The following is a 25,058-nucleotide window of genomic DNA, read 5'->3' on the forward strand; positions in this document are numbered from 1 at the left end:
TCAGCTTTCGAGGGACAAAGCGTGTCGGACTGGCCGGATCTCGCCGGCCGCCTGGAAGATGGCGGTCATGTGCTTCCTGTTCGCGTCTACTACGAGGACACGGATTTCACAGGCATCGTCTATCACGGTGCCTATGTGCGCTTCTTCGAGCGCGCCAGGTCGGATTTCCTCCGTCTCATCGGCATTCACCATCGTGAGATGGCAGAAGGTACCCACGGTGCTTCGCTGGCCTTCGCAGTCAAGACAATGACGCTGGACTTCCAGAAACCGGCCAGGATTGACGATGTGCTGGAAGTTCATACCAGCCTTGCGGAGTACAAAGGCGCCCGAATCCTGCTCGATCAGCTGATTTACCGCGGCGAAGAGCTGCTGATTTCGGCTGCCGTCACCGTTGCGATCATCACCTCGCAGGGACGTCCGACCCGACTGCCGCAGGTCCTTTCGGAAAAACTCGTGCAGCATGCACCTGGAGAAAACACCGACGGTTGAAGGGCTTGGCTCTGAAAGAGCAGGCAAGCTGCTTGGCGGCGGTAAAATACTTTCAAAACCCATTACTGCGTTAATCTTGCAGTAACCTTAATTGATTCCTTTAGAGAGGGACTTTCTTTGATTGGAAAAGTCCCAGTTTTGACAAAATCAAACGTCAGAGAGGCGGCAGGTTACAAGAGCCGGCCGGCTGATTCCGGTTCCTCGCTGTCGTTTTCGAAACCTTGAATGCAAAACAGCGTCAGACGGCCAAGGGGTCATTGAATTTATGGAAACACTTGTCCAATCGACATTGGCGCCAGAGAGCGGCATTTCGTTTTTTGCGCTGTTCTGGCAGGCGCATATCGTCGTCAAGGTCGTAATGCTCGGCCTTTTGGGCGCTTCGGTGTGGTGCTGGGCGATCATCGTCGACAAGATCATGCTGGTCGGCCGGACACGGCGCCAGATGAGCCGGTTCGAAACGGTGTTCTGGTCCGGTCAGTCTCTCGAAGAACTCTATAATACGCTTCACAATCGTGTGAACCATTCCATGGCGGCACTGTTCGTCGCAGCCATGCGCGAATGGAAGCGCAGCCACGAGGGCGCGCGGCCTGCCATCGGCAGCCTGCAGCAGCGTATCGACAGGGTGATGGATGTGACCATCCAGCGCGAAGCCGAGCGGCTTGAAAGCCGGTTGCTGATCCTGGCAACCGTTGGCTCCGCGGCACCGTTCATCGGTCTGTTCGGAACGGTCTGGGGCATCATGACAGCGTTCCAGGCGATCGCGGCATCGGAAAGCACCAACCTTGCCGTCGTGGCACCCGGTATTGCCGAAGCGCTGTTTGCGACCGCGCTTGGTCTACTGGCCGCGATTCCGGCAGTTATCGCCTACAACAAGTTCTCGGCCGACGTCGGCAAGGCGGTTTCGCGCATGGAAGGCTTTGCGGACGAGTTCTCCGCCATCCTGTCCCGTCAGATCGACGAGAGGGGCTGATCCATGGCCATGCAGGTCGGTTCAGGTCAGGCAGGAAGCGGACGGCGCGGGCGGCGCAGGCGTCGCCACGCACCCATGAGCGAAATCAACGTCACGCCGATGGTCGACGTGATGCTGGTGCTCCTGATCATCTTCATGGTGGCTGCTCCGCTCTTGACGGTCGGCGTGCCGATCGATCTGCCGGAGACCAGCGCCAAGGCCCTGGAAGGCGATACCGAGCCGATAACCATCTCGGTGAACGCGGCTGGTGAAATCTTCATCCAGGATACCCCGATCACGATCGAGGAGATCGTGCCAAAGCTCGAAGCCATTGCCGCCAATGGTTACGAGGAACGTATCTACGTGCGCGGCGATCAGGATGCCGACTACGGCACCATGATGAAGCTGATGGGCCGCATCAGCGCGGCCGGGTTTAAACGCCTCGGTCTTGTCACTCTGGAAGAACGGGACTCGTAACGCGTCATGCGCGCAGGTCTCATCGCGTCTCTAGCCGGTCACTCGGCTTTCCTGCTCTGGGGCTTGATCGCCTTTCCGGACGCTGAGAGCTTTGCGGTTCCGCAGGTGGATTCTCTGCCTGTCGAACTGGTGCCCATCGAGGAAATCACCAGGCTTCGGGTCGGCGAAAAGACCGCCGAAGTCCGGGATGTCGCGGCGGTGAACCCAAGCGATACCCCGGCCGAGGAACCTCCGAAACCGGCCGACAAGCCGGGCGAGAGCAAGGTTGAGCAGCCGACGCAGCCGACACCTTCGCCGTCTCCGACGCCTCCTCCGGCACCGGAACCAACTCCCGTTGCAGATCCGGAGCCGGCTCCGGCGCCTACGCCCGAACCAGCGCCGGTGGCCGAACCTGCGCCTGCACCGGATCCTGCCCCGGCGCCAGAGCCTGTGCCGCAGCAGGAGGCCGCGCCTGCGCCCCAGCCGATCGTGACCAAGGTTTCGCCGCGCTCCAAGCCGACGCCGCCGAGGAATGCGCCCGAGCCGCCGAAGGATAATTTCGACAGCACCGATATCGCTGCGCTTCTGAACAAGGTCGAACCGGCCAAACAGACCGGCGAAACCAGCCAGAACCCGGCCTCTCTCGGTTCCCGGCGCGGGGAGCAGAACGTGCGTATGAGCCAGTCCGAGCTGGATGCGCTGCGCGGAATGGTGGCGCAATGCTGGAACCCGCCGGTGGGTGCCGTCGGTGCGGAAGACCTGAAGGTTCGTGTCCGTTTCAACCTGTCCCAGGACGGTCAGGTTTCTGGCCAGCCGGAAGTCATGAATTCCAGCGGCAATCCGGCGTTCGGAGCAGCCTCAAGCAGTGCCGTGCGCGCGATCATGCGCTGCCAGCCATACAATCTGCCAATTTCCAAGTATGAAGCTTGGCAGGAAGTCATCATCAATTTCGACCCCAGAGAGATGCTCGGGGGATAGACTGGCCCGGCCAGTTCAAACGTCCATAAGGGAGCTGTTGTGCTCATGCGCGGAATACTGAAAAAACTTTCTGTTTTCACAAGCCGGAAAGCCAGAGGGCTCGCATTTGTTCTCGCTTCTTTTGTGGTGATTGCTCCGCTGCCGGCGGCAGCGCTTGTCGAAATCGATATTACCCAGGGCAACATCGAGCCCTTGCCGATCGCACTGCCGTCGTTTTCCGCCGAAGGCGGAGACGGCAAGCTGGCCGCGGACATGACCAACGTCATTGCCGCCGACCTGAAACGCTCCGGCCTGTTCCGGCCACTTGACCCGGCCAGCTTCATTCAGAAGAACATGAGCGTGAATTCCACGCCGCGTTTCGGCGACTGGCGTCAGATCAGTGCCCAGGCGCTTGTCACCGGTACGGTGATCAAGCAGCCGGACGGGCGTCTGCGGGCGGAGTTTCGTCTGTGGGACGTTTTCGCGTCAGAGCAGATGCTGGGCCAGCAGTTCTACACGACACCCGAAAACTGGCGGCGTCTGGCGCATATCATCGCTGACGCGATCTATGAGCGGCTGACCGGTGAAAAGGGCTACTTCGACACCCGCATCGTCTATGTCGACGAAACCGGCCCGAAGGACAAGCGCGTCAAGCGCCTGGCGATCATGGACCAGGACGGCGCAAACGTGCGTTACCTGACGCGCGGCGACGATCTGGTGCTGACACCGCGGTTCTCGCCGACGAGCCAGGAAGTCACCTACATGTCCTATGGCGGCGCCGATCCGAGTGTCTATCTGCTGAATATTGAAACGGGTCAGCGCGAAATCGTCGGCAACTTCCCGGGCATGACCTTTGCCCCGCGGTTCTCGCCCGATGGCCAAAGCGTGGTGATGAGCCTGCAGCAGGGTGGCAATGCCAACATCTTCAAGATGGACCTGCGCTCTCGCCAGACGACGCGTCTGACGAACGACGCAGCCATCGATACGAGCCCGTCGTTCTCACCGGACGGACGCCAGATCGTGTTCGAATCCGACCGCGGCGGCACACAACAACTTTATGTGATGAGCGCAGGCGGCGGTGGTGCGCAGCGTATTTCCTTCGGGCCTGGCCGGTATTCCACGCCGGTATGGTCGCCGCGTGGAGACCTGATCGCCTTTACCAAGCAGCACCAGGGCCGCTTCATGATCGGCGTCATGCGGCCGGACGGAAAGGGCGAGCGTATCCTGACCGAGGGCTATCACAACGAAGGTCCTGCCTGGTCGCCGAACGGCCGTGTGCTGGTGTTTTTCCGGGATACGCCGGGTGCCAATGGCGGGCCGCAGGTCTGGACCGTGGACCTGACAGGATACAACGAACAGCGGGTGGAGACCCCGGCCTTCGCGTCGGATCCCTCCTGGTCGCCGCTGATCGACTGATGGAGACATGCGGCCTGTGAAGGCAGGCCGTGTTAAGCTTTCGCTAACCATGTTTGAAAAGGCGTTTTTTACCGGTTTTGGCTAGAAAGCGTTTACCAAGAACCGGACGGATGAAATGTCAGGTTGGCGGGCTGGGGTGTAGGAGACAGGAATGTTCAAGAGTTTAAACGCCGGACGGGGCGCGCGCTGGATTGCAGTCTGCTTCGTGGTTCTGTTCGCAGCAGCATGTGCCCAGAACAAACCGGACGGGCTGTCGAGCAATGTGAAGCCCGGCACGGGCCAGGACTTCGTCGTGAACGTGGGTGACCGCGTGTTCTTCGAAGAAGACCAGTCGGTGGTGACATCGCAGGGTCAGGCAACCCTTGCCAATCAGGCCAAGTGGCTGAACCGCTATCCCCAGTACACGATCACGATCGAGGGGCATGCGGATGAACGCGGCACGCGTCAGTACAACATCGCGCTGGGAGCACGCCGTGCCCAGTCCGCACGTGACTATCTGGTGGCACAGGGCGTGAACGCCTCGCGAGTCCGGACGATTTCCTACGGCAAGGAACGGCCTGTTGCTGTCTGTAACGACAACAGCTGCTGGTCGCAGAACCGCCGTGCGGTGACTGTCCTGAACAACGCGACCAACTGATCCGGCAAATGCCGAACAAAAAGGCCGGGCAGCTTGCCCGGCCTTTTTTGTTGGGCCGGCCGGAAATGACGAAATCACTTCAATGTCAGCCGGTAACGTCAAAATTTGGCCGAAGTCGAAGCGCTCTGTGCACTTGAGTAAGAAGCCGGGCATGGTAAGACATCATGCGCGTGGATCTGCTTGAGTATTGGCGTTTGTCGGACCACGGCCAGACACTGGTACAGCAAATCCAACCGGAGGAGCGAATGCTGAAACTAAAGGGACTGGCAGGTCTCATCATGGCGTTGGTCATCACCTTCGCCACTGCCACACCGTCGCAAGCCCAGCTGTTCGGACGCAAGAATGACGATTCCAGCGTGAGGATCGGTCAGCTTGAGGAACGGATCCGGGTTTTGACCGGTCAGATCGAACAGTTGTCCTATCAGATGCGGGAATTGCAGGATCAGATGCGCCGCATGCAGGAAGACAATGAATACCGCTTCCAGCAGCTGGAAGGCGGCACCCCGGGCAAGCGCTCGGATGTCGCTCCAGGATCGACCGCTCCGGGCCTAGGCCCGGACGGTACTCCGCAGTCGGGCAACCTTATCGCGCCGGGTGGAGGTTTTGCGACCCTCCCTACGGACGGATCTGGAGACGGCAACTGGGATCAGTCCGGCGGCTATGAAAGCGGTTTGCCGAGCGACGGTCCGATCGACCTTTCGAGGCTGGCCAACGGGCTTGAAAACCTGCCTGGCACCGGTCAGGAAATCGCGCCTGATCCCGGTCTTGCCACCGACGATGACCAGATTGCCAGCGTCATCGGCAGCGGCGACCCGAGCTCTGACTACAATCAGGCGTATTCCCTGGCGGTCAATGGCGATTACGCGGGTGCCGAGCGCGGGTTCCGGAACTTTCTGGAAACCTATCCCGACGATGCACAGGCAGCGAACGCTCAATACTGGCTGGGCGAAAGCCTGCTGGCACAGCAGAACTACCGCGAGGCAGCCGATGCTTTCCTGAAGACCTACACGGACCATCCCGGCAACGCCAAGAGCCCCGACAGCCTGCTCAAGCTGGGTGTCTCGCTGCGTGGTCTCGGCGAAGCGGATGCGGCCTGCGCAACGTTTTCCGAACTGCTGAACAAATATCCGAATGCCGCTCCAGCCGTTTTGTCCCAGGCGCGGGATGAACGCCGTCGTGCCCAGTGCTCCTGACGGGCCGGTTGAGCCCGAGAGGCTCCCGGCCGATCGCGTCGATGCTCTTTTTTCAAAGCTAAGCTCTTTTTCCAATCTGGCGCTGGCAGTGTCCGGCGGCTCGGATTCCCTTTGTCTTCTTGTCCTTTTCGATGAATGGCGCAAACGCACCGGCTGGCAGGGTGCTGCCGAAGTGCTGTGTGTGGATCATCAACTCCGGCCCGAAAGTGGTCAGGAGGCAGAATTCGTTGCGGCGAATGCGCGCGCGTGCGGCCTTGCCTGCACGGTGTTGCGCTGGACCGGCACCAAACCGGCTGCAAACCTCCAGGAAGCGGCACGCATTGCCCGTTACTGGTTGATGGCAGCGCGTATGCGGGACATCGGCGCGGAGGCGCTTGTTCTTGGTCATCACCTTGACGATCAGGCGGAAACTTTTCTGGACCGTCTGACCCGGGGGAGCGGCGTTACCGGCCTCAGCGGGATGGCGGCTGACGAAGACTGCGGTCCGGAAGGTCTGCGCCTGCTGCGTCCGCTCCTGAGTGTTTCGAAATCCGACCTCGAGGCAACGCTTGAAGAGCGCGGCTGTTCCTGGTGCACGGATCCTTCGAACCGGAACCCGAAATACAAGCGCAGCCGGCTCCGCGCCATCTTGTCGCTGTTGACCGAGGAGGGATTGAGCGCAGAGCGTCTTGCGCAGACCGCTGCCAATATCCGCCGGGCGCGGGAAGCCCTGGAGCGGACCGCCGATGACCTGGTCGCTCGGCTGATCACCGAACACCCGGCAGGACCCGCGCGCCTGGAGCGTGAAGCCTACCGCGAGCAGCCGGAAGAACTCCGTCTCCGGCTGCTCGTCTATCTGATGGCGCGTGTCTCGGGCAAGAATTCCCGACCAAGACTTGCCAGGCTTCAGGCTCTGGATGGGGTTCTGATGTCCGGTGAGGCGAACCGTCAGACCTTTCAAGGATCGGTTTTCGACGCAGACGCAAGCGTCATCAGAGTGTGGAAAGAACCGGGGCGCGAGCCGCCGGGCATTCTCACGGGTCTTGCTGGAACCGGCACATGGGATGGCCGCTACCTTTACCGGGTCCCCACACGTCCTGTTGGCGAGAGTAATGCCCCCTTGTGCCTGGGGCCGCTGATGAACGCGCCTGTAGCGTCCCGGGAAATCGACTGGCCGGCGGGCTGGCCCAAGGCCGCCTTCGACTGCGCGCCGGTCCTGTGGCGGGCAGGGGAGATCCTGACCCCGGCTTCCGCAACGGCTGTTTTGACCATTGGCAATTCCTGCAGCAGCGCAGATTTGAATTTGGAGCGAATGCCGATCCAAGGTAAATTGCCGGATAACTTTATGGACAATGAGGACGCAGACGAGGAAATCTGAGGTTTTCCCCATCTGGAACATCTGTTAGAGGTCCGTGCTTAAGAAAATAGTCAGCGCATCTGCGCAACTATGGCGCACCGCCTTGGCAGCGGGCTTTGGGCGACCTATCTTCGCTCTAAAGAAACGTAACCGCGTGCAGTTAGTCGCGTTGGGCGGTTAAGGAAACGAAATGAACGCACATTTTCGCAACTTCGCTCTCTGGGTGATCATCGCCCTGCTATTGATCGCATTGTTCCAGCTTTTTCAAAGTCCCGCGCAGCATGGCGCAACGAATGACATTGCTTATTCGGACTTCATGAAGCAGGTCGACAACGGCGAGATCCGATCGGTCATCATTCAGGAACAGAAGATCACCGGTACTTACAGCAGTGGCAGTGCCTTCCAGACCTACGCTCCTGACGGTGCGCAATATGTCGATGAGCTGCGCAGCAAGGGCGTCTTGATCAATGCCCGCCCGCCGGCGGAAAGCTCTCCGTTGCTTGGTGCGCTGTTCTCCTGGCTGCCGATGCTGATCATCCTGGGTATCTGGATTTTCGTCATGCGCCAGATGCAGGGTTCCGGCGGCAAGGCCATGGGCTTCGGCAAGTCCAAGGCCAAGCTGCTGACCGAAGCACACGGCCGGGTAACCTTCGAGGACGTGGCCGGTATCGACGAAGCCAAGGAAGACCTTCAGGAAATCGTCGAGTTTCTGCGCGACCCGCAGAAGTTCCAGCGTCTTGGTGGCCGGATCCCGCGCGGTGTACTGCTGGTTGGCCCTCCGGGTACCGGTAAGACGCTGACCGCGCGTGCGGTCGCCGGTGAAGCCAACGTTCCGTTCTTCACCATTTCCGGTTCCGACTTCGTGGAAATGTTCGTCGGTGTGGGTGCGTCCCGCGTCCGCGACATGTTCGAACAGGCCAAGAAGAATGCTCCGTGCATCATCTTCATCGACGAAATCGACGCGGTCGGCCGTCATCGTGGCGCCGGTCTCGGCGGCGGTAACGACGAGCGCGAACAGACGCTCAACCAGCTGCTGGTCGAGATGGACGGTTTCGAGCCGAACGAAGGCATCATCATCATCGCCGCGACCAACCGGCCGGACGTTCTGGACCCGGCGCTGCTGCGCCCGGGCCGTTTCGACCGCCAGATCGTTGTGCCGAACCCGGATATCACCGGCCGCGAAAAGATCCTGAAAGTGCATATGCGGAAAGTTCCGCTGGCACCGGATGTCGACGTCAAGACGCTGGCACGCGGTACTCCGGGCTTCTCCGGTGCGGACCTGATGAACCTCGTCAACGAAGCCGCGCTTCTGGCTGCCCGCCGCTCCAAGCGACTGGTGACCATGGCAGAGTTCGAAGACGCCAAGGACAAGGTCATGATGGGTGCGGAACGCCGCACGCTGGTGATGACCGAGGAAGAAAAGAAGCTGACCGCCTATCACGAAGCCGGTCACGCGCTGGTGGCTCTGCACCAGGAAGCTTCCGATCCGATCCACAAGGCGACCATCATTCCGCGTGGACGTGCGCTTGGCATGGTCATGCGCCTGCCGGAGAAGGACCAGGTGTCGCTTACCCGCGCCAAGTGCAAGGCCGACCTTGCTGTTGCCATGGGTGGCCGTGTCGCCGAAGAAATGATCTTCGGCTACGAGAAAGTGACTTCGGGCGCGTCTGGCGACATCCAGATGGCCACCAAGCTGGCCCGCGCGATGGCGACCCAGTTCGGCATGTCCGACAAGCTCGGTCCGCTGCTTTACGGGGAAAACCAGGAAGAAGTGTTCCTGGGGCATTCCGTGGCAAAGAACCAGCACGTTTCCGACGAAACCCAGAAGATCGTCGATGCGGAAATCAAGTCCTTCGTCAATCAGGGCTATGAAACCGCCAAGAAGATCCTGGGCGACCACGAAGACCAGTTGCATACGATCGCCAAGGGTCTCCTGGAGTACGAAACCCTGTCGGGTGACGAGATCAAGGGTCTGCTCGATGGCAAGCCGCCGGTGCGCGACACGGACGACGACCAGCCGGTCGGCCGGTCGTCCGCGGTACCGACCGCCGGTGCCAAGCGTGGCGGCGACGAGGCCAGCGGTGGCATGGAGCCGCAGCCGCAGTCCTGATCGGTTCCGATATTCTGAACAACCCAGATGCCCGGCCTGCGCCGGGCATCTTCGTTTGCGGTGAAAGAACAGGGTTGCCAGCCATCAGGGAATGGTAACAATTGCTCACATATTTTGAATCGTGACTTCGGCTGATTGCGTTACAAAGAGCGCAACCAAGACAGATAGATCAGCAAGGCATATTTGATGCGCAAGTTTTTCGGCACCGACGGCATCCGCGGTCAGGCGAACAGCTATCCCATGACCGCCGAGATGGCGCTGAAGGTTGGCATGGCCGCCGGGTTGGCTTTCAAGAACGGCGGACACCGCCACCGGGTGGTTATCGGCAAGGACACCCGCCTTTCCGGCTACATGCTGGAAAACGCCCTCGTGGCAGGCTTCACTTCGGTCGGCATGGATGTGTTCCTGCTGGGCCCGCTGCCGACGCCCGCGGTTGCGATGCTGACACGCTCGCTCAGAACCGATCTCGGTGTGATGATCTCTGCCTCGCACAATCCGTTCCAGGACAACGGTATCAAGTTCTTCGGCCCGGATGGCTTCAAGCTCAGCGACCAGATCGAAAAGACGATCGAAGAGCTGATGGAAAGCGACCTGACATCTCGTCTGCCGAGCGCCAGCGAGCTAGGCCGTGCAAAGCGGATCGACGGTGCGCAGCAGCGCTACATCGAATTTGCCAAGCGGACGCTGCCACGCGAAATGAGCCTGGAAGGTCTGCGTGTTGTCATCGATTGCGCCAACGGGGCTGCCTACAAGGTCGCGCCCGAGGCGTTGTGGGAGCTGGGTGCGGATGTGATCACCATGGGTGTCACCCCGGATGGCTTCAACATCAACAAGGAATGCGGCTCGACGTCGACCGATGCCTTGTCCCGCAAGGTGCATGAAGTACGCGCCGACATCGGCATTGCGCTCGATGGGGATGCGGACCGGGTCATCATCGTCGATGAAAACGGTTCAGTGGTGGATGGCGACCAGCTGATGGCCGTGGTGGCGCAGTCCTGGCAGCAAAGCAACCGCCTGTCCGCGCCCGGGATCGTGGCGACGGTCATGTCCAATCTTGGACTGGAGCGATACCTTCAGAGCCTCGGGCTGGGCCTTGCCCGGACCAAGGTCGGTGACCGCTATGTGGTCGAGCATATGCGTGCCAACGGCTACAATGTCGGCGGCGAGCAGTCCGGCCATATCGTCCTGTCCGACTTTGCCACGACCGGCGACGGCCTGATCGCGGGCCTGCAGGTTCTTGCGTGCGTCAAGGATCAGGACAAGCCCGTGTCGGAAGTCTGCCGCCGGTTCGAACCCGTACCGCAGATCCTCAAGAATGTGCGCTACAAGGGTGGCAAGCCGCTTGAGCAGGATCTGGTCAAATCCGCGATCGAGGATGGCGAAGCCCGCCTTGGCAATTCCGGCCGCCTCGTGATTCGAGCTTCCGGCACCGAACCGTTGATCCGCGTGATGGCGGAAGGCGACGATGCGGAGCTGGTCAAGCAGGTGGTCAATGATATCGCCGGCGTGGTGGCAACAACCGCGGCCTGATCGGCGAGACAACAAGTGATAAGAAAAGCCGCCCATGTGAGGCGGCTTTTTTGTTGCGCCTTATCCGCGGAGAACCCCGGATGACACCTGGAATACAGCCTCTGGACAGGGCGACTGGATGCCACTTTCTCGGGAAGTCCTAACAAGTTCATGAAAACGTGGCGACAGGTGGCCTCCCGGATCCGCATCGTGTTTCATTTGACCTGGATGACAACAAGCGGCTCTGGCAGCTATGTCCCCGGCCTGCCTGATAATTTTGCAGGCCTGTTTCTGATCTTTCGACGTTTCTTCGGCTGTTAAGGTTTCCTTAAGGTAAAAAAACGCGGTTAAAGAACAGAGTTAAGTCACAATTAATGAATTCCCGTCAGTATGCTTTCAAGTTTGATGTGTCCGGCATTGGTTAACGCGGACGCTCACTGGAAAAGGACGAGGACATGGACAATTTCTTTAAGCGTTTGTCTTTGACCGGCTTTGCTGTTGCGCTTTCCACTGCTGCATATGCCGCGGATTTGCCAACCCCGGTCATCGAGCACATCCCGCAAGTCCCGGCTGCTGGCGGTTGGTACCTGCGTGGCGATATTGGCTACAAATTATACAGTGACCCGGACGGTAGCTTTAACGATCCTGATATTGGGGATCTGCGATATGAACGAACCAGCATGGACAACGCCTGGATGTTTGGTGTTGGTGTTGGTTACCAGTTTAACGACTACTTTCGAACAGACTTGACGCTGGATTATGAGACACGGGCAACTGCAACGGGCTACGCAGAGTGCGTTGGTTGTGCCACTTCCGGCCAGTATTCAAAAGAGCAAGCAGACATCGACGTCTGGACAGTAATGCTCAATGCTTACGTTGACGTTGGTACCTGGAACAGGATTACGCCTTACGTGGGTGCTGGTATCGGTGCAGCCTACGTTAACACCAGCAACAAGAAATCGTTTAACCCTGATGGTTCAAACCCGACTTATGACGGTGACAACGGTCAGTGGAATTTTGCTTGGGCTTTGATGGCCGGTGCTGAGTACGCTTTCACTCCTAATTGGAGCCTGGATGCGGGGTACCGGTATAAGAACCTCGGGGAAGCAAAGAGTGTTAGGCTTGAGGATGCTGGCACCGGCGGAACGAGAGAAAAATGGGAGGATCTCACTGCTCACGAGTTCCGCCTTGGTGCGCGCTACACCTTCAACACGTTCGCAGCCCCAGCCGGCCCGGTCTACTACGAGCCTCAGGGTCCGATCACCAGCAACTTCTGATCTTCCGATCAGCGAATTTGAAAGGCCGGTCAATCGACCGGCCTTTTCCTGTTTGCGCTCACACTTTCCCTTGAGTTCTCCTGAGCCAAGCGAAGCCAATCCTGATTTCAGGTGCGGGTGGCTTGTCTGAGAGAACGCTTCCGGAAGGCGAGGGGGCGTGACCGAATTTTTCCGTTCACCCGTGATTTGAATTGACCAAAGGTCAGGAAGGTCCTATCCCCATAGGTGGGCCACCTCTCCCCAACGAGAGGCAACTATCTGCGAGGGTAGACGGATATGACAGACCTCACCGCCAAGCCGGACGTGCGTCCGGCCAATCCCAATTTTTCTTCTGGTCCCTGTGCCAAGCGTCCCGGCTGGTCGCTTGAGGCTTTGGGCGATGCGCCGCTTGGGCGGTCTCACCGGGCCAAGCCCGGCAAGGCCAAACTTGCCGAAGCCATCGAGTTGACCCGCAAGGTGCTGAACGTGCCGGACGGATATCGGATCGGTATCGTCCCGGCGTCCGACACCGGCGCTGTCGAGATGGCGCTCTGGTCGCTGCTCGGTGCACGTGGCGTCGAAATGCTCGCCTGGGAAAGCTTCGGCTCCGGCTGGGTTACCGACGTCATCAAACAGCTCAAGCTCGATGATGCCCGGGTCCTGGAAGCGCCTTACGGCGAACTGCCGGATCTTGCCTCGGTCGATTTCTCCAAGGACGTTGTTTTCACCTGGAACGGCACCACTTCCGGCGTCCGTGTTCCCAACGGCGACTGGATCCCGGCCGACCGCGAAGGCCTGACCATCTGCGATGCGACCTCCGCCGCATTTGCGCAGGACCTTGCGTTCGACAAGCTCGACGTCGTGACATTCTCCTGGCAGAAAGTGCTGGGCGGGGAAGCTGCACATGGCATGCTTATCCTCAGCCCGCGCGCGGTCGAGCGTCTCGAAAGCTATACGCCGGCCTGGCCGATGCCGAAGATCTTCCGCATGACCAAGGGCGGCAAACTGATCGAGGGCATCTTCAAGGGCGAGACCATCAACACGCCGTCCATGCTCTGTGTCGAAGACTATATCGACGCCCTCAAGTGGGCCGACGGCCTGGGTGGGCTGTCCGGCCTGCGTGCCCGCGCTGATGCCAACCTCAAGGTGCTTGCCGACTGGGCGGAAAAGACCTCCTGGGTCGATTTTCTTGCAGTTGACCCGGCAACGCGGTCGAACACGTCCGTCTGCCTCAAGGTCACGGATCCGGGCATTCTTTCGCTCACTGCAGACCAGCAGGCCGCTTTTGCCAAGGCTCTTGCCGGTACGCTCGACGCTGAAGGCATCGCCTATGACATCGGCGCTTACCGCGATGCACCGTCCGGTCTTCGGATCTGGGCCGGCGCGACCGTCGAGACGAGCGATCTTCAGGCCCTGACCCATTGGCTTGACTGGGCGTTCCAGTCGGAAAAAGCGAAGCTGCCCCAGGCCGCCTGAGCCTGTTCATCCTTCAACGACAAAAGTCCCGGGCGGTGCGCTGCCCGGATCGTTTCTCGTATTCAAGGAGAGGCTCCAATGGCTCCCAAGGTACTAATTTCCGACAAGCTGTCGGACGCTGCCGTGCAGATCTTCAAGGATCGCGGCATCGACGTGGACTTCCTGCCGGACGTCGGCAAGGACAAGGAAAAACTGCTGGAGATCATCGGAAAATACGATGGTCTGGCAATCCGTTCGGCCACCAAGGTTACGGAAAAAATCATTGCAGCGGCTGAAAATCTGAAGGTGATCGGCCGTGCCGGGATCGGCGTCGACAATGTCGACATTCCCAAGGCGACCGCGCGCGGTATCATCGTCATGAACACGCCCTTCGGCAACGCGATCACCACTGCCGAACATGCCATCTCGATGATGATGGCGGTTGCGCGTCAGATCCCGGCGGCGGATGCCTCGACCCAGGCAGGCAAATGGGAGAAATCCCGTTTCATGGGCCGTGAACTTACCGGGAAGACCCTCGGGTTGATCGGCTGCGGCAATATTGGCTCTATCGTGGCGGACCGGGCTATCGGCCTGAAGATGAAAGTGATCGCCTTCGATCCCTTCCTGACGCCGGAAAGGGCCGTTGCGCTAGGTGTCGAGAAAGTCGAGCTTGACGGCCTCTTGTGCCGGTCCGACTTTATCACACTGCACACACCGCTCACCGACAAGACGCGCAACATCATCGATGCCAAGGCCATCGAGAAGATGCGCAAGGGCGCGTATCTGATCAACTGTGCCCGAGGCGGGCTTGCGGATGAGGCGGCAGTGCGGGCGGCCCTGGACGCGGGCAAACTTGGCGGGGCGGCGTTCGACGTCTTTGTCGAGGAACCAGCCAAGGAAAACCTGCTGTTCGGCGCGCCGAACTTCGTCTCGACGCCGCACCTGGGGGCTTCCACCACGGAAGCCCAGGAAAACGTTGCGCTGCAGGTGGCAGAGCAGATGTGCGACTACCTGCTACAGGGCGCAGTCCGCAACGCGCTCAACATGCCGTCCATTACTGCCGAGGAAGCACCCAAGCTGGTGCCGTTCGTGCGGTTGGCCGAACAGTTGGGCTCTTTCGCGGGGCAGCTGACGGAGACCGGCATCGAAGGGGTTCGCCTGGAATATGCCGGTGCCGTTGCCGAGATGAACGTACAGGCGCTGACTGCAGCTGCCTTGACGGGGCTGCTGACGCCGCTCCTGCAGACGGTCAACATGGTTTCCGCGCCCATCCTTGCCAAGGAACGGGGCATGAAAATCGAGGAAATCCGCCGCGAAAAAGACGGCGCCTACGAGACCTACATGCGCCTTACGGTGATCACCCAGCGTCAGGAACGTTCGGTCGCAGGCACGGTCTTTGCCGACGGAAAACCGCGGATCATCCAGGTGAAGGGCATCAACATGGAGGCCGAGCTCGGCCCGCAGATGCTTTACATCACCAACGAGGACAAGCCGGGCTTCATCGGACACCTCGGGATGGAACTCGGCAACAGCGGCGTCAACATCGCGACCTTCCATCTCGGCCGTCTGGCCCCCGGTGACGATGCGATCTGCCTTGTGGAGGTGGATGGCGACGTGTCTGCGGAGGTTCTGGCACGGCTGGAGGCCGTTTCCCACGTCAAGCAGGTCAAGGCCCTGCATTTCTAGAATGGCTGGCGTTCAACGGAACGCCCGCTGATCCGCTATCCGGTCAAAAAGGGTGCGTGCCCCTAATCGCGCCTTCCGGATGTACGTCAGGTGCAGCCCAAGTTCCTGGCGCTTGAGCCTTCTGCCTTTTGCAGAAGGCTCCTTTTTTCCCGAGCCGCTCAGACCGCTGGCGCGCGGCGCTTTTTGAGGATGCGCCCGTCAAGGACAACGAGGCCTGCCAGCAGCACGGCAAAGCCGCCAAGCTGAAGCACACCCAGATTTTCTCCCAGGATCAGCCAGCCGAAGAAGAGAGCGCTTGCCGGGACAAGGAGCGTGACCAGCGAAGCGTTGGTCGCGCCGGCTTCGGCCAGAATCTGGAAATAGATCAGGTAGGCAAGGGCGGTTGCCAATACGCCGAGCGCGAGCACATTGAGCCAGGCCGTCAGGCTGGGATCGGCCATGGTCCAGCTACCGGCAGTCAGAAGAGCGACCGGCAGCATGAGGGTGGTCGAGCCGAGCAACTGACCCGTTGCCGTCACTTGCGGCGGCAGCGTCTTGAAGCGGCGGGCGAAGGTCGCCGCGCAGGCATAGGAGATCGCGGCACCCAGGCAGCAAAGCTGTGCCCACAACGGGTCGCTCGCAAGGCCCGACAGGCTGCTCCACAACATGATGGCGACACCTGCAACACCCAGCACCACACCGGCAATCCTGTTGCCCTGAAGCGTTTCCTGTTTCGTCAGCAGACCAGCCACGATCACCGTGAAGACAGGCGTCGTTGCATTCAGGATGGATGCGAGGCCCGCACCGATTTCTGTCTGTCCGAGAAACAGGAGAGAAAAGGGAATGGCGTTGTTCAGCAGTCCCATGACCAGAAACGGCACGGCATATTTTTTCTCCAGCCGGTTCAACATGCCATGATGCCAAAGGATCATCAGCAGGACCGTGCAGGCAATGGAAACACGCAGGAACACGAGAACAAACGGCGGGATTTCGGCAACGGCCACCTTTGCGAACAAAAAGGACCCGCCCCAGATGGCGCCAAGGACGGTCAGCATGATCCAGTTACGAAGTGGCATTGCACGATCTCTGATTGAGTGATGTCTCTCAGGTATCACCCCACCGGAAGGAAGAACACCCGAAACGCGAGTAGAGGACCTTGTGAGGATGGGGCGTGATGCTTTGGGGCGCCCCTTGTTCGTCGGGCCGCCAAGACCGGTGAGGTGAAGGTGGGCATTGTCCGGGCTGCCTTCCTGCTTTCGACGACGAATTGAGGCGGCCTGTCCGTTTTGTCTGTGCAAGCGTCGGTCCTGGGCTTGCGCAGTCGGTTCACTCCGGCAACAGTATCGAGGCCGCGTTTTCTTCGGCTGCTCGGAAGAGTTCTTCATTCATGACCCAGGTTGCCCCCGCAGCGGATTCCAGATCGCTTGCCGGACGTTTGACACCGTTGCTGGTTGCTGCCGCTTGCCTCCTGGGTGCGAACGGACTTTCCGTGACAATGATTTCGGTGCGCGCCAAATCGGAAGGCATGTCCGATGCGCTCATCGGGTTGCTGGGGTCGTGCTATTTCGGCGGCATGATCGTCGGTGTGCTGCTGACACCTTTTCTGATCGCGCGGGCAGGGCACATTCGCGTCTTTTCCACGCTGGCTGCAATCAGCGCCATCGCCATTCTGGCGATTGCCTTCACACCCGCCGGCTGGCTCTGGATGGTCGTGCGTCTGGTGAGCGGGGCGGCTTTTTGCGGCACGACGATGGTTCTGGAAAGCTGGCTCAATTCCATCGCCACCAATTCGTCCCGCGGGCGGATCCTTTCCGTCTACCGGATAGTCGACATGATCGCCGTCATGGGCAGCCAGTTCATGCTGCCCGCGTTCGGTCCGCTTGGTCCGGATATTCTGATCGTTCTGGCCATCCTGTTCTGTTTCGCGCTGGTGCCGATCTCCCTGACAAGTGAGCGCAATCCCGCAGCGCCGCCCGCGCGGTTCTTCGATCCGCTCATGTTGTGGCGCGTGTCTCCGGTCGCCCTTGTCGCCGTCTTCACCATTGGCCTCACCAACGGTGCGTTCCGCATGGTTGGTCCGGTTTATGCGGAAGGAATTGGACTGGGGCTTGAAACGGTTGCCGCGTTCATCGCGATCTGGGTCTTTGCCGGGGCAATCTTCCAGTATCCCGCAGGCTGGCTGTCCGACCGGCTCGACCGGCGTGTCGTGCTCGGTGTCTTTACCGTCGGTGCCGGGCTGGCCTGTCTCTTCATTTCGGGGTCTTCGACCCGGCTGGAGCTTTTTGCAGGCGTCTTCCTGTTCGGCGGATTTGCCCTGCCGCTCTATTCGCTTTGTGCGGCCCATGCCAACGACAATGCCGAGCCGGGACAATTCATCGATGTGGTGGCAGGGCTCACGCTTGCCTATGGCGTCGGCGCCATGGCGGGGCCGTTCATTGCCTCACTGGTGATGGAGCAATTCGGCCCCTCGGCCTTCTTCCTCTATACCGCCACGCTGCACCTGTCGCTCGTGGTGTTCATCTTCGCGCGGATCGTCAGCCGGGACGCTGTTCCCGCAAGCAAGCGGCATCGCTTTGTCTGGCTGCTGCGCACGTCGCCGATGATCTTCAGGCTTGCGCGCAACGACAAGCCGGATGCAGGTGAGCCACCGGCTAAATAATCTGCCGTCGCGACATTGCCGCAAATGCAGTCTAATCCGGGAAAAGTCCGTTCAGGTGCACGTCATGACTGGTCAATTGTCACAGGGGTGACCGGGCCGATCAGGAGAGCTGGCAAAAAAACCTGCTTTTGGCTCTCAATCTCCCTGCGGAGACTCGCATGAGCAGGGAAACCTGTCTATAGTCCGCGCCGTTTGCCCCGGTCCGGTTGCCGGGGCTTGTCGTGTTGGCACCCCGGACAAGTTTTGGATGGTGCGGAAGCTGCTTCAGGAGAGCAAAGTCTAGATGGCGAATGTGGTTGTTGTCGGTTCGCAATGGGGTGACGAAGGCAAAGGCAAGATTGTCGACTGGTTGTCGGAACAAGCCGATGTCATCGTAAGGTTCCAGGGCGGGCACAATGCCGGTCATACCCTTGTCATCGACGGTGTCAGCTACAAGCTGTCTCTCCTGCCGTCCGGGGTTGCACGCGAAGGCAAGCTGTCCGTCATCGGCAACGGCGTCGTGCTGGATCCGCATGCGCTGGCAGAGGAAGTCGAACGCCTCAGCAAGCAGGGCGTCGTGGTGACGCCGGAAAGCCTGCGTGTTGCCGAGAACGCAACGCTGATCCTGTCTCTGCACCGCGAGCTTGATGCGTTGCGCGAGAATTCCAACACCGGAACGCGCATCGGCACCACCAAGCGCGGTATCGGACCTGCGTATGAAGACAAGGTTGGCCGCCGCGCTATCCGTTTGATGGACCTGAAGAACCTTGCCACTCTGCCAGCCAAGATCGACCGCTTGCTGACGCACCACAATGCGCTACGCCGGGGTCTTGGCCAGGATGAGGTTTCCGCCCAGGCGATCTACGACGAACTTGCCAGCGTTGCGGACAAGGTCCTGCCCTACATGGACAAGGTCTGGTACCTGCTGGACGATCTGCGCCGTCAGGGCAAGCGTATCCTTTTCGAAGGTGCACAGGGCGCGTTGCTCGACATCGACCACGGCACCTATCCCTTCGTGACGTCGTCCAACACGGTCGCCGGCCAGGCTGCGGCAGGCAGTGGCCTTGGCCCGAATTCGATCAACTATGTGCTCGGTATTACCAAGGCCTATACGACACGCGTCGGTGAGGGACCGTTCCCGACCGAACTGAAGGACGAGATCGGCGAGTTCCTCGGCACGCGCGGTCACGAGTTCGGTACGGTTACCGGCCGCCGTCGTCGCTGCGGCTGGTTCGACGCTGTGCTGGTGCGCCAGACCGTCTGCACCTCGGGCATCACCGGCATCGCGCTGACCAAGCTGGATGTTCTGGACGGTCTTGATGAAATCAAGATCTGCATCGGCTACGAACTGGACGGCGAGCGCATCGATTATCTGCCGGCTTCGCAGGGTGCCCAGGAGCGCGTGAAGCCGATTTACGAAAGCCTGCCGGGCTGGAAGGAATCGACCGAAGGTGCTCGCACCTGGGCCGATCTGCCGGCGCAGGCGATCAAATATGTGCGTCACGTCGAAGAGCTGATCGGTGCTCCGGTCGCTCTTCTGTCGACAAGTCCGGAACGGGACGACACAATTCTTGTGCAGAATCCCTTCCAGGATTGAGATCTGTGACGTTAGAAGCACATTATTAAGGACTGCGGTTGCGTGCCGCGAATCACCGCACGCAACCACCTTTCGTTTTCGGCGTTCCATGTGTGTGCCGAACAAACAATCTGTGTTAGGAAAAGGGTACTGCGAGGTTCTCTGTCGCGGCGAAGTTATTGAAGAAATAGCACCGGTTTTCGAAAAACTTGCTATAAGCCTGAGAATGAAACGAAATCTCGGGCCCGCAGAACAGATCCTTGCAGTCGGCCGGTAGGCAGGAAGATGGCTGATTACTATTCAATTCTGAAGAAAACGATCGCGTCTTTACCTGAAAACAATGGTGCTGCACGCAGAAGCGTCTACAGCCGTGCGCGCAATGCCATCGTCAATCAGCTGAAAGCCTATGAGCCGCCGCTGGCGCCGTCCGAGATCACGGCCGAGCAGCTGCGTCTGGAAGAAGCCATTCGCAAGGTGGAAGCCGAAGCCGCCCGCGAAAGCCTCGGTCTCAGCCCCACTGTTCCGAAGGTCGAAACGCCGACCCCGGCGCCGCAGGTTTCCGCGCCGCCCGTGACACCGCCTCCGGCTGAGCCGGTGGCAGAGGCTGCGCCGGAAGCGCCTGCGCCTGCACCACAGGAACCTGAAACAACTGCAGCACCGGTGGTGGATACCCCGGCTCCGTCGCCCTTGAAGGAAACCCTGACACAGGCCGAAGCGCTTGGCACCGCGGCCAGCCAGGCTGTTCACCACGCCAAGGAAGCTGCCGACCCGAGCACTGCGCCTGTGCGCCAGGAGCCCTCTTTCGGCGGACCTGTGCAGCCGGAACAGACAGATGATGGCCTGTTCGAGCCTGCAGATACCACCGGTGCGGCCGATCCCGCCGACCAGGTTTATCCAGGCGAGGAAACAGCCAAGCCGAAGGACAAATCGGCCTCCAAGAAAAGCCGCTCCAAGCGCGCCAAGCCGAGTGCTTCGGATGCGCTGCGCGGTGATTCATCCGGCAGCCGCACCGTTCCGATCGTCATTGCTGCGGGTTTCCTGTTGCTGGTGATCCTGGGCGCCGGAGCCTATTTCCTGATGCCTGCGGGCGATGAGACAGCCGACAGCGGCAATGTGCCGGTCGCGTCTTCTTCGCAAACGCCTGTCGATACGCAGCCGGACACCACGCCGGAGCCTTCGACCGCTGCCCCTGCCGTAGAAGGTGAAGAGCCTTCGAAAAACACCGACCGCCTGTTGAACGAAGGCGAGACGGATGTGGTTGCCCCGGATGCACGCACGGTAACCACGACGACGATTACCGGACAGTCTGATTCGCCTGCGCCGGCCGATACACCGCAGGTCGATACACCAGCTTCCGCTGCGCCCGAACCTTCCCAGCCGTCCATCGTGACGAGCGGAGAAAACGATCAGTCTTCTGCGACCACCGAAAGCCCGATTGCGGTGCCGGAAGACAATCTCTCGGCCATCTCGCCTGACGAAACTTCACCGGCTCCGTCCGCCACGGCGGCGGATTCCTCGGTGCAGCGCTCTATCCTTTACGAAGAAGGGGAAGAGTCCGGTGGTGCCGGAACGGCTGCGCAAGGCGCAGTCGTTTGGGGTGTCGATGAAGAAACGAATCTGGACGGCAAGGCTCTCGCGGTTCTGAGCGCCTCCATTGAAATCCCCGAGCGGGATGTGAAGGTCGATATTCGCATCAAGCCGAATGACGATACTTCCTTGCCCGCCAGCCATCTGGTCGAGATCAAGTACGAGTTCCCGGAAAACTTCGCTCCGGGTGACGTCGTCAACGTGCCAGGCTTGGTCATGAAGCCTACGGAAGAAGCTCGTGGCGATGCGCTGATCGGCGCTTCCGTGAAAGTGTCTCCGGGCTTTTTCTGGATTGCCCTTTCCAGCTTGCCGAACGAGCAGCAACGCAATCTCGCCCTGCTGCGTGAACGCGGCTGGATCGACATTCCGATGCTTTACGAAAACGGCAAGCGCGGCATCCTGACCCTGGAAAAGGGAACCGCCGGTGCAGAAGCCGTAGAAAAGGCGATCACGTCCTGGCAAGCCGGCTAAGCGCCAGCCTGCCTCCTTTCAAAATCTGAAGAAGCCGCCTCACGGCGGCTTGCCTTTTTCCGTCACACAAGGCATGGTCCGCCTTGGTCCGAGGGGTGTTCCGGTTACCGGAGCTGAGATGGCGTAATGCCGAACCCTTAGAACCTGATCCGGGTCATGCCGGCGAAGGGACGGAATCCTTAGCCTATTCCCGGATCTCCATTGTCATTTTCGGCTTGTCCGAAGACGGGAGATCCTATGCGTACTTGTCTGCGACCACTGCGGTCGCCGCACATCCGAATGCCGGTATCGGCTTTCATGCGTTCCTGTTGGCCAATGGCGGCGGGGGCTGCGGGATGATGGCGTTTGTGAAAGCTGTTGCCAGGACCATACTCGGCCTCCTGCTGACTGTCGCTATCTGGGCGGCAATCGTCCATGTGTTCGACACCCAGCATTATATCCTGCCGGGTCCGGACCGCGTCTTTACAGCCTTTGTCAAACACGCAGGCTTCCTTCTGCATCATGCCGGCATCACCGCCTATGAGACGGTGCTCGGGTTTGTGCTGGGGGCAGCCGCCGGGGCATTGCTTTCCGTTCTTTTGTGGCTGTTTCCGATTGCTGCAAGGTTCGCCATGCCGCCCATTCTGGTGACGCAGGCCCTGCCTGTTTTCGCAATCGCGCCGATCCTGGTGCTCTGGCTCGGTTTCGGGCTGGCCTCCAAGATCGTCGTCATCATCCTGGTCATCTTCTTCACGGTTACATCGACGTTTTTCGATGGCCTGCAGCGGCTTGACCCGGGTTTGTGCGATCTCGCCCGGCTTTATCGTCTGTCTCGCCTGAAGGAACTCTGGTTCTTTCGCCTGCCGTCAGGCTTGCCGGCGTTTGCCTCCGGCCTGCGGGTGGCCGCGGTGTTCGCTCCCATGGGGGCGATCATCGGCGAATGGGCCGGGGCAAAAGGAGGCCTTGCCTTCATCATGCTTCAAAGCAGCAACCGGATGCAGGCGGACATGATGTTCGCCGCCCTGATCCTGCTCGCGGCGATGGTGCTGATCATGCGCTTTGCCGTGAACCATCTCACCCGACTTCTTGTTCCCTGGCAGCCGCTCACCTAGCTGCCGCTCTACGGAGGACCTCATGAAAAAACAAATCCTGTCACTCGCATTGGCCGCCGGGCTGCTGGCATCGGGGCCGGTACAGGCCAGTGAGAAACTGACCTTGCTGCTCGACTGGTTCATCAATCCGGATCACGCGCCGCTGGTAACTGCGCAGACCAAGGGTTTCTTCGAGGCAGAAGGTCTCGAGGTTGAGATCATCGAACCGGCGGACCCGGCAATGCCGCCGAAACTGGTTGCTGCCGGGCAGGGCGATATCGCAGTGTCCTATCAGCCGACGCTTCATGCGCAAATCGAGGAAGAGCTGCCGCTGAAATGGATCGGTACGCTGGTGGAAACGCCCCTCAATTCTCTCATCGTGCTGAAGGACGGCCCGATACAGGAACTGAAGGACCTCAAGGGCAAGAGTGTCGGCTTTTCCGTTTCCGGCTTCGAGGACGCGATGCTGGGCCAGATGCTGCGTTCGGCCGGTTTGACCATGGATGATGTCGAGCTGGTGAACGTGAATTTCGCGTTGTCAGGCTCTCTGCTTGCCGGTCAGGTGGATGCGGTGATCGGCGCATATCGGAATTTCGAGCTCACCCAGCTCGAAATCGAAGGCAAACCCGGCAAGGCCTTCTTCCCCGAAGAAAACGGCGTGCCGATCTTTGATGAGCTGATCTATGTCGTCAACAAGGACAAGACGGACGATCCGCGCTTCGCCAAGTTCCTGGCAGCCGTGGAAGCGGCCACCATCTACCTGAGCAATCACCCGGAAGAAGCCTGGAATGCCTTCATAGAAGCGTATCCGAACCTCAATGACGAGCTGAACAGGCGTGCATGGTTCGATACGTTGCCGCGGTTCGCCAAGCGTCCGGCTGCACTTGATGAAGGCCGCTACCAGCGCTTTGCAGAGTTCATGGCCGAAGCCGGTCTGATCAGCAAGGTCGTGCCGGTGGAGAGCTACACGGCCGAAATCCGCTGAGGGGTTGAAGGAACGTTGCCAGGGACAAGACGGCACTGGAGCCAGTCTCCAGCGCTTCTGACCACCGGCAAAGAAGCTCCCTCTCTCCGTCGTCACCCCGGCCAAGCGTAGCGCGAGCCGGGGCCGGGGAGGCGGAAGTCTCTGTAAGTGTCTGTGGTTTTCAGGCGATGGCTTCCGGGCTCTCCGATCCCGGATCTTCGCTGTGCTGCGTCCGGGATGACACCGGGAAGGACTTTCAAGCAAAAGAAAAGCGCTGGAGCCTGGGCTCCAGCGCTTTTTTGTTTTTTCCAGGTTTGGCTATCTCAGGCCGTGGGTTGGTCCATGGTGCGGGCGCTGTTGCGCACGGCTTTCTGAACCTTTTCGAAAGCGCGAACCTCGATCTGGCGGACGCGCTCGCGGCTGACACCGAATTCGCCCGAAAGGTCTTCCAGCGTCATCGGATCTTCGGCCAGGCGGCGTGCTTCAAAGATGCGCCGTTCGCGCTCGTTGAGTACGTCCATCGCGTCGTTCAGCATCTTGCGACGCATGTCCAGCTCTTCCTGATTGGCAAGCAGGGTTTCCTGACTGTCGCTTTCATCGACAAGCCAGTCCTGCCATTCACCGGCATCAGCTTCCGCGCGCACAGGCGCATTCAGGCTGGCATCGCCGCCCAGACGGCGGTTCATGGACACCACTTCCTCCTCGGACACCCCGAGTTTGGTGGCAATCTCAGAGACCTGATGCGGCTTCAGATCGCCTTCGTCCAACGCCTGGATCTTGCCCTTGAGGCGACGCAGGTTGAAGAACAGGCGTTTCTGGTTGGCCGTGGTTCCCATTTTCACGAGGGACCATGAGCGCAGGATGTATTCCTGGATAGCCGCCTTGATCCACCACATGGCATAGGTCGCGAGCCGGAACCCCTTGTCCGGTTCAAAGCGCTTGACCGCTTGCATCAGGCCGACGTTGCCTTCGGAAACGACTTCTCCGATCGGCAGGCCATACCCGCGGTAACCCATGGCAATCTTGGCGACGAGGCGTAGATGGGAATTGACTAGGCGTTCTGCAGCTTCAGGGTCTTCATGCTCTTTGTAGCGCTTGGCGAGCATGTACTCTTCCTGCGGCTGAAGCATCGGAAACTTGCGGATCTCGTCCAGATACCGGCTAAGACCGCCTTCCCCTGCTGTAAGCGTCGGAACGTTCTGGGCCATAACATGCACCCCCTTTCGTCAAGTTTGCGACCCCTTCCTCCCGCTGCCCCGCAGTGATACGCAAGCAAGCCATTTTTGAGGGAAGGCGGACGCACAATAGTGTCCGTACAGGCACA

General features: G+C 60.0%; 20 protein-coding genes and 1 riboswitch. Of the genes, 18 read left to right on the forward strand and 2 right to left on the reverse strand.

Going from position 1 to position 25,058, the window contains the following annotated elements:
• Positions 1-21 precede the first annotated feature (21 nt).
• From ybgC to serA, 13 genes are all read left to right on the forward strand, one after another.
• Positions 22-489, forward strand: a complete 468-nt coding sequence (gene ybgC, locus ACP90_RS04845) for a tol-pal system-associated acyl-CoA thioesterase (RefSeq protein WP_062487069.1) — start codon at positions 22-24, stop codon at positions 487-489.
• 265 nt (positions 490-754) lie between these two features.
• Entirely contained in the window at positions 755-1,459 is a 705-nt protein-coding gene (gene tolQ, locus ACP90_RS04850) for a protein TolQ (RefSeq protein WP_023003442.1), read from the forward strand.
• A gap of 3 nt (positions 1,460-1,462) precedes the next feature.
• Positions 1,463-1,915: a protein TolR gene (gene tolR / locus ACP90_RS04855; protein ID WP_023003441.1), complete on the forward strand. Its 453-nt coding sequence runs from the start codon at positions 1,463-1,465 to the stop codon at positions 1,913-1,915.
• Between the two features lie 6 nt (positions 1,916-1,921).
• Entirely contained in the window at positions 1,922-2,872 is a 951-nt protein-coding gene (locus ACP90_RS04860) for a cell envelope integrity protein TolA (protein WP_062487071.1), read from the forward strand.
• Positions 2,873-2,917: 45 nt separating this feature from the next.
• Positions 2,918-4,267, forward strand: a complete 1,350-nt coding sequence (gene tolB, locus ACP90_RS04865) for a Tol-Pal system beta propeller repeat protein TolB (protein ID WP_023003439.1) — start codon at positions 2,918-2,920, stop codon at positions 4,265-4,267.
• Between the two features lie 151 nt (positions 4,268-4,418).
• Entirely contained in the window at positions 4,419-4,904 is a 486-nt protein-coding gene (gene pal, locus ACP90_RS04870; protein ID WP_023003438.1) for a peptidoglycan-associated lipoprotein Pal, read from the forward strand.
• Positions 4,905-5,149: 245 nt separating this feature from the next.
• Positions 5,150-6,097 (forward strand): tol-pal system protein YbgF, encoded by a 948-nt coding sequence (ybgF, locus tag ACP90_RS04875; protein WP_031270520.1) that lies wholly within the window; start codon positions 5,150-5,152, stop codon positions 6,095-6,097.
• Positions 6,098-6,185: 88 nt separating this feature from the next.
• The gene (tilS, locus tag ACP90_RS04880; protein WP_158514158.1) at positions 6,186-7,454 is read left to right on the forward strand and encodes a tRNA lysidine(34) synthetase TilS; all 1,269 of its coding nucleotides are present in this window, start codon (positions 6,186-6,188) and stop codon (positions 7,452-7,454) included.
• Positions 7,455-7,623: 169 nt separating this feature from the next.
• A complete protein-coding gene (gene ftsH / locus ACP90_RS04885; RefSeq protein ID WP_023003435.1) occupies positions 7,624-9,543 on the forward strand; it encodes an ATP-dependent zinc metalloprotease FtsH in 1,920 nt (639 codons plus the stop codon).
• A gap of 186 nt (positions 9,544-9,729) precedes the next feature.
• On the forward strand, positions 9,730-11,073 hold the full coding sequence (glmM, locus tag ACP90_RS04890) for a phosphoglucosamine mutase (RefSeq protein WP_023003434.1): 1,344 nt from the start codon (positions 9,730-9,732) through the stop codon (positions 11,071-11,073).
• 434 nt (positions 11,074-11,507) lie between these two features.
• Positions 11,508-12,329, forward strand: a complete 822-nt coding sequence (locus ACP90_RS04895) for an outer membrane protein (RefSeq protein ID WP_055661206.1) — start codon at positions 11,508-11,510, stop codon at positions 12,327-12,329.
• Between the two features lie 276 nt (positions 12,330-12,605).
• Positions 12,606-13,784, forward strand: coding sequence for a phosphoserine transaminase (locus ACP90_RS04900; RefSeq protein ID WP_023003431.1), 1,179 nt, complete (start codon positions 12,606-12,608; stop codon positions 13,782-13,784).
• 78 nt (positions 13,785-13,862) lie between these two features.
• On the forward strand, positions 13,863-15,449 hold the full coding sequence (serA, locus tag ACP90_RS04905) for a phosphoglycerate dehydrogenase (RefSeq protein ID WP_062487075.1): 1,587 nt from the start codon (positions 13,863-13,865) through the stop codon (positions 15,447-15,449).
• 158 nt (positions 15,450-15,607) lie between these two features.
• Here the strand turns inward: serA and ACP90_RS04910 are convergent, their stop codons facing one another.
• Positions 15,608-16,504 carry a DMT family transporter gene (locus ACP90_RS04910; protein WP_062487077.1) on the reverse strand — a complete coding sequence of 299 codons (897 nt, stop codon included), beginning with the start codon at positions 16,502-16,504 and terminating at the stop codon, positions 15,608-15,610.
• 311 nt (positions 16,505-16,815) lie between these two features.
• Here ACP90_RS04910 and ACP90_RS04920 point away from each other — a divergent pair, with 311 nt between their 5' ends.
• The 5 genes from ACP90_RS04920 (at position 16,816) to ACP90_RS04940 (ending at position 23,755) form a co-directional block, all read left to right on the forward strand.
• On the forward strand, positions 16,816-18,087 hold the full coding sequence (locus tag ACP90_RS04920; protein ID WP_077291776.1) for an MFS transporter: 1,272 nt from the start codon (positions 16,816-16,818) through the stop codon (positions 18,085-18,087).
• A 283-nt stretch (positions 18,088-18,370) separates the two neighbouring features.
• Positions 18,371-19,663 carry an adenylosuccinate synthase gene (locus ACP90_RS04925; protein WP_023003427.1) on the forward strand — a complete coding sequence of 431 codons (1,293 nt, stop codon included), beginning with the start codon at positions 18,371-18,373 and terminating at the stop codon, positions 19,661-19,663.
• A gap of 264 nt (positions 19,664-19,927) precedes the next feature.
• Positions 19,928-21,700 (forward strand): hypothetical protein, encoded by a 1,773-nt coding sequence (locus ACP90_RS04930; RefSeq protein WP_062487079.1) that lies wholly within the window; start codon positions 19,928-19,930, stop codon positions 21,698-21,700.
• An 81-nt stretch (positions 21,701-21,781) separates the two neighbouring features.
• Positions 21,782-21,888, forward strand: a riboswitch (TPP riboswitch).
• Positions 21,889-21,945: 57 nt separating this feature from the next.
• Positions 21,946-22,791 carry an ABC transporter permease gene (locus ACP90_RS04935; protein WP_322853542.1) on the forward strand — a complete coding sequence of 282 codons (846 nt, stop codon included), beginning with the start codon at positions 21,946-21,948 and terminating at the stop codon, positions 22,789-22,791.
• 22 nt (positions 22,792-22,813) lie between these two features.
• Positions 22,814-23,755, forward strand: coding sequence for an ABC transporter substrate-binding protein (locus tag ACP90_RS04940; RefSeq protein ID WP_023003424.1), 942 nt, complete (start codon positions 22,814-22,816; stop codon positions 23,753-23,755).
• 302 nt (positions 23,756-24,057) lie between these two features.
• Here ACP90_RS04940 and rpoH read toward each other — a convergent pair whose 3' ends face one another.
• Complete coding sequence (gene rpoH / locus ACP90_RS04945) at positions 24,058-24,942, reverse strand: RNA polymerase sigma factor RpoH (protein WP_062487082.1); 885 nt, start codon at positions 24,940-24,942, stop codon at positions 24,058-24,060.
• Positions 24,943-25,058: the final 116 nt, after the last annotated feature.

Source organism: Labrenzia sp. CP4, from assembly GCF_001579905.1.
In the GTDB taxonomy this organism is placed as follows: domain Bacteria; phylum Pseudomonadota; class Alphaproteobacteria; order Rhizobiales; family Stappiaceae; genus Roseibium; species Roseibium algicola.

What these genes read in the sequence shown, in the direction of transcription:
- ACP90_RS04860 (WP_062487071.1), top strand. Translation starts at nt 1,922, where the DNA reads ATGCGCGCAGGTCTCATCGCGTCTCTAGCCGGTCACTCGGCTTTCCTG.
- ACP90_RS04925 (WP_023003427.1), top strand. Translation starts at nt 18,371, where the DNA reads ATGGCGAATGTGGTTGTTGTCGGTTCGCAATGGGGTGACGAAGGCAAA.
- ACP90_RS04930 (WP_062487079.1), top strand. Translation starts at nt 19,928, where the DNA reads ATGGCTGATTACTATTCAATTCTGAAGAAAACGATCGCGTCTTTACCT.
- ACP90_RS04910 (WP_062487077.1), bottom strand. Translation starts at nt 16,504, where the DNA reads ATGCCACTTCGTAACTGGATCATGCTGACCGTCCTTGGCGCCATCTGG.
- serA (WP_062487075.1), top strand. Translation starts at nt 13,863, where the DNA reads ATGGCTCCCAAGGTACTAATTTCCGACAAGCTGTCGGACGCTGCCGTG.
- tolQ (WP_023003442.1), top strand. Translation starts at nt 755, where the DNA reads ATGGAAACACTTGTCCAATCGACATTGGCGCCAGAGAGCGGCATTTCG.
- rpoH (WP_062487082.1), bottom strand. Translation starts at nt 24,942, where the DNA reads ATGGCCCAGAACGTTCCGACGCTTACAGCAGGGGAAGGCGGTCTTAGC.
- ACP90_RS04940 (WP_023003424.1), top strand. Translation starts at nt 22,814, where the DNA reads ATGAAAAAACAAATCCTGTCACTCGCATTGGCCGCCGGGCTGCTGGCA.
- glmM (WP_023003434.1), top strand. Translation starts at nt 9,730, where the DNA reads ATGCGCAAGTTTTTCGGCACCGACGGCATCCGCGGTCAGGCGAACAGC.
- ftsH (WP_023003435.1), top strand. Translation starts at nt 7,624, where the DNA reads ATGAACGCACATTTTCGCAACTTCGCTCTCTGGGTGATCATCGCCCTG.
- ACP90_RS04895 (WP_055661206.1), top strand. Translation starts at nt 11,508, where the DNA reads ATGGACAATTTCTTTAAGCGTTTGTCTTTGACCGGCTTTGCTGTTGCG.
- ACP90_RS04920 (WP_077291776.1), top strand. Translation starts at nt 16,816, where the DNA reads ATGACCCAGGTTGCCCCCGCAGCGGATTCCAGATCGCTTGCCGGACGT.
- tolB (WP_023003439.1), top strand. Translation starts at nt 2,918, where the DNA reads ATGCGCGGAATACTGAAAAAACTTTCTGTTTTCACAAGCCGGAAAGCC.
- ACP90_RS04900 (WP_023003431.1), top strand. Translation starts at nt 12,606, where the DNA reads ATGACAGACCTCACCGCCAAGCCGGACGTGCGTCCGGCCAATCCCAAT.
- tolR (WP_023003441.1), top strand. Translation starts at nt 1,463, where the DNA reads ATGGCCATGCAGGTCGGTTCAGGTCAGGCAGGAAGCGGACGGCGCGGG.
- pal (WP_023003438.1), top strand. Translation starts at nt 4,419, where the DNA reads ATGTTCAAGAGTTTAAACGCCGGACGGGGCGCGCGCTGGATTGCAGTC.
- ybgF (WP_031270520.1), top strand. Translation starts at nt 5,150, where the DNA reads ATGCTGAAACTAAAGGGACTGGCAGGTCTCATCATGGCGTTGGTCATC.